This window comes from Aquitalea pelogenes, from assembly GCF_041914625.1.
Lineage (GTDB): Bacteria > Pseudomonadota > Gammaproteobacteria > Burkholderiales > Chromobacteriaceae > Aquitalea > Aquitalea pelogenes.
The window spans coordinates 1-8,197 of sequence record NZ_JAYSDA010000047.1; the positions used below are offsets into that span (position 1 = coordinate 1).

Annotated in this window: 6 protein-coding genes and 1 tRNA gene; 2 read left to right on the forward strand and 5 right to left on the reverse strand. The window is 63.5% G+C overall.

All coding sequences use genetic code 11. The features are described 5' to 3' along the window. The 5 genes from ACE3SE_RS21205 to hflK form a co-directional block, all read right to left on the reverse strand. Positions 1-1,236: DUF1615 family protein (locus tag ACE3SE_RS21205; protein WP_374558097.1), on the reverse strand; the 1,236-nt coding region annotated here is incomplete at its 3' end. Between the two features lie 81 nt (positions 1,237-1,317). Continuing rightward, the gene (locus ACE3SE_RS21210) at positions 1,318-2,460 is read right to left on the reverse strand and encodes a YjbE family putative metal transport protein (protein WP_374558099.1); all 1,143 of its coding nucleotides are present in this window, start codon (positions 2,458-2,460) and stop codon (positions 1,318-1,320) included. Positions 2,461-2,493: 33 nt separating this feature from the next. Then, a complete protein-coding gene (locus ACE3SE_RS21215; RefSeq protein ID WP_374558101.1) occupies positions 2,494-3,756 on the reverse strand; it encodes an NRAMP family divalent metal transporter in 1,263 nt (420 codons plus the stop codon). Next, positions 3,753-4,631 (reverse strand): protease modulator HflC, encoded by an 879-nt coding sequence (gene hflC, locus ACE3SE_RS21220; protein ID WP_374558103.1) that lies wholly within the window; start codon positions 4,629-4,631, stop codon positions 3,753-3,755. The genes ACE3SE_RS21215 and hflC overlap by 4 nt, the downstream gene beginning before the upstream one ends. Beyond that, positions 4,631-5,668, reverse strand: a complete 1,038-nt coding sequence (gene hflK, locus ACE3SE_RS21225; RefSeq protein WP_374558105.1) for an FtsH protease activity modulator HflK — start codon at positions 5,666-5,668, stop codon at positions 4,631-4,633. The genes hflC and hflK overlap by 1 nt, the downstream gene beginning before the upstream one ends. A 431-nt stretch (positions 5,669-6,099) precedes the next feature. On the opposite strand from hflK, the gene ACE3SE_RS21230 reads away from it, so the two are divergent. Together ACE3SE_RS21230 and ACE3SE_RS21235 are read left to right on the forward strand one after the other, a co-directional pair. Then, positions 6,100-6,173, forward strand: a tRNA-Gly gene (locus tag ACE3SE_RS21230). 238 nt (positions 6,174-6,411) lie between these two features. Beyond that, positions 6,412-8,197: tyrosine-type recombinase/integrase (locus tag ACE3SE_RS21235; protein ID WP_374558107.1), on the forward strand; the 1,786-nt coding region annotated here is incomplete at its 3' end.

Genomic DNA, 8,197 nt, shown 5'->3' on the forward strand with positions numbered 1-8,197 from the left:
CATGCACTTTTCGTAGCGCCCATCCACCCGTCTGGCAAACCATTCCGTCGTCAGCTGGTGGGTGAACTTGGGGCTGATCAGCACGATCTGCGGGATGATCTGGCGCGGTGCGGCCTTGCCGGACTGGTCGGCCAGCGCAAACACCCGCTTGTAGACTTCGGTCTGGCTGAACGCCGCCAGTTTTTCCTGCCGCAGATCGCGTGCCATCTCGTCCGGGCTCATGCGCAAGCGCCCGGCCAGGCCATTGAGGGCGCGCTGGGTATCGCTGGTGGCGCCGGACAGCACGCGGTTCATCTTGTCGCTGTACAGCATGATGTCGCCATCCAGCGCCAGCTTCTGCCCGGACAAATGCTGCACCGCCTGCTGGAAGGCGGCATTGCGGCTGGCGTAACGCCCGGCGTTGTAGTCGGCAAAGCGGTACACCATGTCCGGATAGCTGATGGGGTATTGCAGCAGGATGGCGGTGCCGAAATACACGCTGCCGCGCAGGCTGAATACTTCGTCGCGCAAGCTGGTATAGCTGTAGGGATAAGGCCAGGCGCGCACCTGGGTTTCGGCAAAGGCCACGCTCACCTGCATGGGCCCGCCATCGCGGATGGGGTTCTTGTGTTCGAAGATGGTCTGGCCGAACGGCAGTTCGCGGATCATGTCTTCAAACAGCGCATTCATCTGCTTCTTGGTGCGCAGGGCATTCACCCGTTCCTTGTAGGTCTGGCCATTGGGGGATTTCTTCAGCATGGCCGCATCCACCACCAGCGAGGGGATGAAATACTTCTGCCGCCGCTCTTCAATCTGCCCCCAGACAATCTTCGACAGGTTTGGCACCACCGGATCGGGGTTGAAGCCGGACTCCTGCTCGGCCACTGCCAGTACCGCGCAGAAGTATTGTGGCGCATACGGAATCTTCAGATGGCTGAAGGCGGTCATGATGTCGCCATGCCATTCGCGCCGCGCCGGAATGCCACGCGGCAGCAGCTTGTCCAGCAAGGCGCTGCCTTCCTGCTCGTTGGCATAGGCCGGTTGCAGCGGCAAGGGCACCGGCTTGCTGACGGGGGCAACAAGCGGAGCAGGCGTCACCGGTTTGACCACGGGGGCGGGCAACAGGCTTTGCGGGTCCGGCATCGGGGCCGGGCGCAACACAGGCGCAGGAGCGGGAACAGGCTGGGCCACCGGGGCCACCGTGGCGGCACAACCGGTCAAGCCCAGTAATGCCGCCACCGACAGATAACGGTACATGCAAAAGTCCTTCAAGAACGTCCTGCCGGAATGCGGACGCCGGAATCGTGATGGTGCCATGCCTGAGCATGGCCGTGTGCATCAGTGTTTGATTTTGTGGCTGGGCGCCGGGGTGGGCAAAAAGCCCTGGCTCAGCAAATGGAATACCAGCCAGCCCAATGCGCAAATCCCCACCAGGGCTGCGAGGCCCAGCAGGACTTTCACCAGCAAGGCCATGCGCGGCGAGGTCAGCAACCCGTCCGCACGCGGCGGCTTGGGCGTTGCAGGAGAACGGGCGGAGACCGGCACTGCGACGTCGGTAGCGGTATCCGCAACCGGTGTCGCCGTGTCAGCCTGCGCTACGGCGGCAGGCTCAGCGACGACGAGCGGGGTGTGCGAGGGGGCATCCGGCACGCTCAAGGCCGGTGCAGCCGGTGACTCGGCCAGTGAGGGAAGCGCTGCCGCCTGGACGGTAGTCTCGGCTACGCTGCCCGCCTCGCCGATGCGCGCCAGACGGCCAGTGAGACCATCCAGCCAGCCCAGTGGTGGTGGTGGCGTCAGTCCGGGCGCACGCTCGCGGATGATGCGGCTTTCCACCAGCACGAATACCACGCACAGCAGCGGCACCACCACTTGCAAGGCCGGGGCCTGGGTATTCACCCAGTCCAGCACCAGCGGGTCGCTCACCGCCAGCTGCCCGGCTACCCAGGCCAGCAGGCTGGCACCCAATGGCAGCAGCAGCGGGTAATCATTCAGCAGACGGGCAATCAGCAGGCTGCCGTACATCAACAAGGGCACGCTGAACAGCAAGCCCAGAATCAGGTACAGCACACTGCCCTGCGCGGCGGCGGCCAGCGCCACCACATTGTCCAGACTCAGTACCAGGTCAGCCATCACCACCACCGACACCGCCGACCACAGCTGACGGCTGTCCCCGGCGTTGCCGGGCAGGCTGTCGGCCTCTTCATCGCCCAGCAACAGCTTGATGGCAATGCTGATCAGCAAGCCCGCGCCCAGCAGCTTCAGCAGCGGCACTTGCAGCAGGAAGCCCACCACCGTGGTAAGCAGCACCCGCAGCAAAATGGCAAACCCGGTGCCCAGCAACACGGCCTTGCGCATCAGCTGCGGCGGCAGCGAACGGCAGGCCACCGCAATGACCAGCGCATTGTCGCCACTCAGAATCAGGTCCAGCATGAACACTTGCAGTGTCATGCCCAGTGCCTGCATCAAACCATCCAGCTCCATCACACCCTTTCCATTGCAATCGGGCCTGCCGCCTCAGGCAGCCAGCGCACCGGTGATACCGGCAAACAGGCCCAGCCCACCGGCCAGCACAAACAGCACCGCCACCAGCACGGCATACGGCCCTTGCAGACGCAAACCGGCGGGCAGCTCACTGCGTGCCAGCCGGTACAGAAAACACAACACCAGCGGTAACAACAGCGCATTGAGCACCCCGGTGGCAATCGACAGCCGCACCAGGCTGGGGCTGATGGCCACCACGGCAGCAGCCAGCAGCAGCATCAGGGCGAAGGCTGCATAAAACCAGGGGGCTGCACGCGGATGTTCGGCCAGTGCATGATGCCGCCAGCCCAGCTCACCCAGCGCCCAGGCGGCGGACAGGCATACCACGATGGTCGCCACCAACGCACCGCCACTCAGTGCCAGCGCAAACAGCAGCCGCCCGGCTACCGGCCCCAGCGCCGCGCCAAAGGCGGTGGCCAGTTCCGGGATGGTATCCAGCAATACCGCGCCATGCCCGGCAAACACCGAAGCCGCGGCAATCAGCACGGCGGCGGTGATCAGCTGGCACAGCACGGCCCCCAGCATGGTGTCCATGCGTGCCGCGCGCAGGTCGGCCAGGTTCAGTCCCTTGTCGATCAGTGCGGACTGTTGATAGAACACGGTCCACGGCATCACGCTGCTGCCCAGGTTTGCCGCCAGCAAATACAGGTAACTGCTGTCGTGCAAGGGTAGCTGCAATAACTGCTGGCGAATGTGGGACCACTGCGGCCAAGCGCGCCAGGCCATCCACAGGAAGGCCAGCTCGGCCACCCCCAGCAGCATGGCCATGCGTTCCACCTGGCGGTAACTGCCACTGGCCACCATCAGGAAAATCAACAGCGCCAGCACCGCGACGCTCTGCCATACCGGCACGCCATACAACTGCGCCACGCCGGACAGGCCGCTCATTTCGGTAAGCAGCGCGCCAAAGCAGCTAAGTATCAAGGCCGCAGTGGACAGCCGCGCCCAGCCACGGCCAAAGCGTTGCAGCACCAGTTCGCCATAGCCCTTGCCGCTGGACAGTGCCAGCCGCACCGTCAGCTCCTGCACCATGAACAACAGCGGAATGATGAGAAACTGCAACAGCAGCAAGCGATAGCCCCATTGCGCACCGCTTTGCGCTGCAGTCAGCACGCTGCCGGCATCGGTATCAGCCAGCATCACCACCAGCCCCGGCCCCAGGGTGGCGGCCAGCCTTTGCAGGCGGCCAAGCTGTAGTGGTCCAAGCGTGCGCAAGGTGCTGGCCAGCTGGCTCATGGCTTGCTGCTGGCCGGGCCGTTGCGGAAGTCATGCAGCAAGGCGGAGTCCGGTGTCAGCAACAGTGTAGGGGCCGAGTCCGACAATGCCTGACGGTAAGTCTGCAAGGAACGGTAGAACTTGTAGAACTTGGGGTCCTTGCTGAAAGCTGCCGCCAGGATGCGGTTGGCCTGGGCATCGCCCTCTCCGTGGATGATGGCGCTCTGGCGCTGGGCCTCGGACAGGATGACCGTGCGTTCGCCTTCGGCCTTGGCCTGGATTTCCTGCGCCCATTGCGCGCCTTGCGCCCGCAGCTCCTTGGCCTCCTGCTGACGTGCCGATTTCATGCGGTCATAAATGGCCTGGCTGGTTTCCAGCGGCAGGTCGGCACGGTGCAGGCGCACTTCGGTCACTTCAATGCCCAGCGTGCGTGCGCGAGTGGCGGTTTCCTGCTGGATCTGCTGCACGATGCGGGTGCGCTCGTCGGACAGCAAGGCCTTGAGCGGCACCTTGCCCAGCTCGCGCCGCAGCGAGGTGCTCACCAGTTGGGTCAGCTGCAGGCGCGCCTGATCCTCGGTACGCAGCGCCTGGTAAAAACGCAGCGGGTTGGCAATGCGGTAGCGGGTATAGGTTTCCACTTCCACCCGTTTTTCATCGCCCAGGATGATCTGCTCCGGCGGCGGAGCCAGCGTTTGCAGGCGCACATCATAAAACTGCAGGCTGTCCACCAGCGGCAGCTTGAACTTGAGGCCGGGCTCGGCATCCACGTCGATCGGTGCGCCCAGACGGATGATCAGGCCCTTTTGCCCCTCGCTGAGGGTATAGAAGGAAGACGACAGCAGCCACACGGCCGCCAGTGCGACCACAATGCCCGCACCCTTGTAGGAAGTAGCCATCAACGCGTCTCCTTGGCAGGCTTGGCCTTGTCTTTGTCCTGCAACTGCAACAGCGGCAGCACGCCGCCATTACCGCCCTTGCCGGAGGAATCCACCACCACCTTGCTGGCCTTCTTCAGCACTTCGTCCATGCTGTCCAGATAGAGCCGCCAGGCGGTGACATCCTTGGCCTGGGCATAGCTCTGGTACACCGAATCAAAACGCTTGGCTTCGCCCTGCGCCAGGTTCACCACCTGGCTCTGATAGGCCTGCGCTTCCTGCAGGATGCGCGCTGCATCGCCACGCGCCTTGGGCAGGATGTCGTTGCTGTAAGCCTGGGCTTCGTTGCGGGCGCGTTCCTGGTCGGCACGGGCGCGCTGCACATCGTTGAAGGCGTCGATGACCGCGGCTGGCGGGTCTACCCGTTGCAGTTGCACCTGGGTGACCAGAATGCCGCTTTGCGCCTGGTCCAGCCGGGTTTGCAGCAACTCACGGGTTTCATCGGCCACTTGCTGGCGACGGTTGGACATCACCGCCTGAATCGGCGTGCGCGACACCACCTCGCGCATGGCGCTTTCCGCCGCAATGCGCAGCGAGGTTTCCGGGTTGTTCACCTTGAACAAAAACTGCCCGGCGTCCTTGATGCGCCAGAACACCACGCCATCGGCCTCGACGATGTTTTCGTCACCGGTCAGCATCTGCTTGTCACGCGGGTCGGAGGACTCGCCCGTCACCCCGTCGTACAGGTTGGACAGTTTCAATTGCTTGATCTGGGTAACCTTGGGCAGCAGCACGGTTTCAATCGGCCACGGCAGGTGATAATGCAAACCGGCCTGCGTGGTATCCACCCAGCGGCCCAGGCGCAGCACCACGCCCTGCTCGTCCGGCTGTACCTTGTAGATGCCGGCCATGATCCAGCCGGTGGCCAGCAGGCCGCCCAGCAGCAGCAAGCCCTTGCCGCGCATGCCCATTACATCCAGATAATAATCCACCCGCTGCGCCCAGCTGATACGCGGCGCGCCCTGTGTTGCCGCTTGACCGGCTTCGTCTTGTTGCACTGCTTTGCCTTTCTTGTTGCGGGCCCGCCCCGCACTTGCCGACTGCCGTGTTGCTGCTTGCTTCACCCCGAATGTCTACAACGCAGCATGGTTATTGGCGGATGACATCCCTGTCGCTTGCCAAGGTTATATCCAGGTGCTGATGGCCAGGCCGATGCCACCCAGAGCCGAAACCAGGGATAGCGACAGCAGCCAGCGCCGCTGCTTCCGCCATTACCCACTCCCTGTTCGCCCGGCTGTCGCCTTGCAGCCAGCCGTTTTATTCCGCAAGCATGGCCGGCATGCTCGCGCGCGAACCCCTGTCAATCAAGTGGGTTTGTGTGCAGTTTTTGTATCAGACGCTGCGTGCCTGCAAGCAGCCCAGGCCAGCGCTGCGGGGATACACAAGCGACTACCCAGCCAGAGAAAAGCCGGTTACAATGCACCCCTTCGCGGGCGTCGTATAATGGTAATACCCAAGCTTCCCAAGCTTGTGCCGTGGGTTCGATTCCCATCGCCCGCTCCACAGCTTCGTTCCAGGGAATTCTGAGGAAATCCAAGAAGCGTCGTAAGTCGTTGATTCAGGCTGAATTTTCCACACTTCGACGTTCCAGTGGGTTCCAAGGAAATCCACCTGAAGCCGAGACGTTTATGTCCATTTTTGTGTCCATTTTTGCGGGCACGGCGGCTTCCGGATTGTTGCTAGGGTGCTGAGGTCGATGGGTTAAGCATCTGGTTCCTGACTCATGTTCAGGAGCTAGAGCATGGCACTCTCAGACTTGGTGGTCCGCCAAGCCAAGGCCACCGGCAAGGCCTACACCCTTCCAGACATCGATGGTCTCTCCCTGGCCGTGACGGCCACGGGGAGCAAGAGCTGGCATTTCCGTTACTACTGGATGAAGGAGCCCAAGCGCATGTCACTGGGCACCTATCCCGAGGTGTCCCTTCGTGAGGCACGCGCCCTGCGTGACGAGGCACGCGCCTTAGTGGCCAAGGACATCAACCCGCGCCTTCACCGCAAGCAAAAGCGCGCCGCGGTCAAACTCGCCGGTGAAAACACCTTCGAGGCGATCTACAAGAAGTGGCTTGCCCACCGCGAACTCGGCCTCAAGAAGGGCCGGCAGACCACGCTCTCGATCCTCCCTCGCGTCTTCGCCAAGGATGTGCTGCCCTTGCTGGGCAAGCGCTCGATCTACGACATCAAACGCCCTGACCTGCTGGAAGTGATCGCCAGGATCGAGCGGCGCAAGGCGCTCTCCGTCGCCGAGAAAGTCAGGACGTGGTTCAACCAGATGTTCCGCTACGCGCTGGTGGTCGTGCCGGGCCTGGAGCAGAACCCGGCCTCTGACCTCGACGTGGTGGCGCTGCCGCTGCCCCCGGTGAATCACAACCCGTTCCTGCGCATGGCCGAGTTGCCGAAGCTGTTGCAGCGCCTGCGCAAGTATCGTGGCCGATTGCAGACCCAGCTCGGTCTGCGGCTGCTGCTATTCACCGGCGTGCGCACGGGCGAGCTGCGCCTGGCGACGCCGGATCAGTTCGACCTCGATCGGGGCCTTTGGATCATCCCGCCCGAGGTTGTGAAGCAGCTCCAGGTGGACATGCGCAGGAAGCGCCAGTTGCCCCAGGACGTTCCGCCTTACATCGTGCCGCTGTCGATGCAGGCGTTGGAGATCGTCCAGCACTTGCTGGAACAGGTCAAACCGGCCCAGCACTACTTGTTCCGGCACGACAGCGAGTTGAAGAAGCGCATGAGCGAGAACACGCTCAACGGCGCGCTCAAGCGCATGGGCTATCGCGACCTGCTGACCGGGCATGGCATCCGGGGCACGATGTCCACCGCGCTCAACGAGATCGGCTACCCGAAGGTGTGGGTGGACGCGCAGCTCTCGCACGTCGATCCCAACAAGGTCAGTGCCACCTACAACCACGCCGAGTACGTCGAGCAGCGGCGGCGGATGATGCAGGACTGGGCCGATCGGCTCGATCTTTTCGAGCAGAACCTGGTCGAACCGGCGAGCATGCCGCTCACCATCCATCTGGAGGGCGTGCCCGTCCTCTCGGACGAGGAAACCGCGAGTGCACCACCCAAGGCAGCGGCCACGTCGGTGCCGCTCCTGATCGTGACCAAGCCGGGAGACGCGATGCCACTGGTGTCGGCCGAGACGCATCGGCTGCCCGCAGTGCCGTTGCCGCGTTCCGTCATGGAGGAACCGCTGTCCGACATTCAGCGCCAGCGGATGGAACTGGTCGATGTCTTCGAAGCGCCGCACAACCTGCCGGTCGCCGAGTACGCGAAGATGGCGGGCAAGTCCCGCCGGTGGATCAGCTACGAGATCAAGGCCGGCAACCTGCTGGCGCTGAACCTGGGCAACCGTGGCCAGCGCGTGCCGGATTGGCATCTCGATCCGGTCAAGCACGCGCTGATCCAGGCGGTCCTCAAGCTGACCAGGGGCGCCGACCCTTGGCAGATCTACAACGCGCTCCTGCAGCCGCGCGCGATGCTGCGCGGCCGCTCGGCCCTGGAGGGCGCCACCGCCAACAATCTCGACA